Origin of the sequence: Mycobacterium sp. UM_Kg1 (genome assembly GCF_000972925.1) — a bacterium.
Taxonomy (GTDB): Bacteria; Actinomycetota; Actinomycetes; order Mycobacteriales; family Mycobacteriaceae; genus Mycobacterium; species Mycobacterium hiberniae.
This window is the reverse complement of the sequence record NZ_JRMK01000334.1, coordinates 1-682: the sequence shown is the minus strand read 5'-3', so window position 1 is coordinate 682 and position 682 is coordinate 1. Positions and strand designations below refer to the sequence as shown.

1 protein-coding gene is annotated in these 682 nt (G+C 67.2%); it reads right to left on the bottom strand.

Going from position 1 to position 682, the window contains the following annotated elements; genetic code table 11:
• Positions 1–570: transaldolase (gene tal, locus LI92_RS21415; RefSeq protein WP_046322599.1), on the bottom strand; the 570-nt coding region annotated here is incomplete at its 3' end.
• Positions 571–682 lie beyond the last annotated feature (112 nt).

The window sequence follows — 682 nt, the reverse complement described above, 5'->3', positions numbered from 1 at the left end:
AGCCGCGGCGGCCTCCAGACCGGCGAGGTAGGCGTCCATCACTTCGCGGTGTCGCTCGACCGAGAAGATCAGGGTGACATTGACCGAGATCCCCTCGGCGAGCACTGCGGTGATGGCCGGGAGCCCCGCCCGGGTGGCCGGAATCTTGATGAACAGGTTGGGGCGGTCGACGATCTTCCACAGCTCGACCGCCTGGGCGACGGTCTTGTCGGTGTCATGGGCCAGCCGGGGATCGACCTCGATCGAGACTCGCCCGTCCACGCCCTCGGAGGCCTTCCATGCCGCGGACAGCACGTCGCAGGCGTTGCGGACGTCGTCGGTGGTGACGGTGCGGATCACCGCGTCCACGTCGGCGCCGCGGGCGGCCAGTTCGGCCAGTTGCCCGTCGTAGGCGTGCCCTTTCTCCAGCGCCTTCTGGAAGATGGTCGGGTTGGTGGTCACCCCGACCACACTGCGGGTGGCGACCAGATCGGCCAGGTTGCCCGAGTTCAGCCGGTCGCGGGACAGATCGTCGAGCCACACCGATACGCCGGCGGCGCTCAGAGCGGCAAGCGTGGGATTCTGAGTCATGTTGCGCTCCTTCTCAACCGACCGCTGTGCGGGCGATCGACGTCAGTTTTCCAGGGTCCTCTCAGCGGCGGCGACAACGGCCTCCGCGGTCAGACCTGTCTCTTATACACAT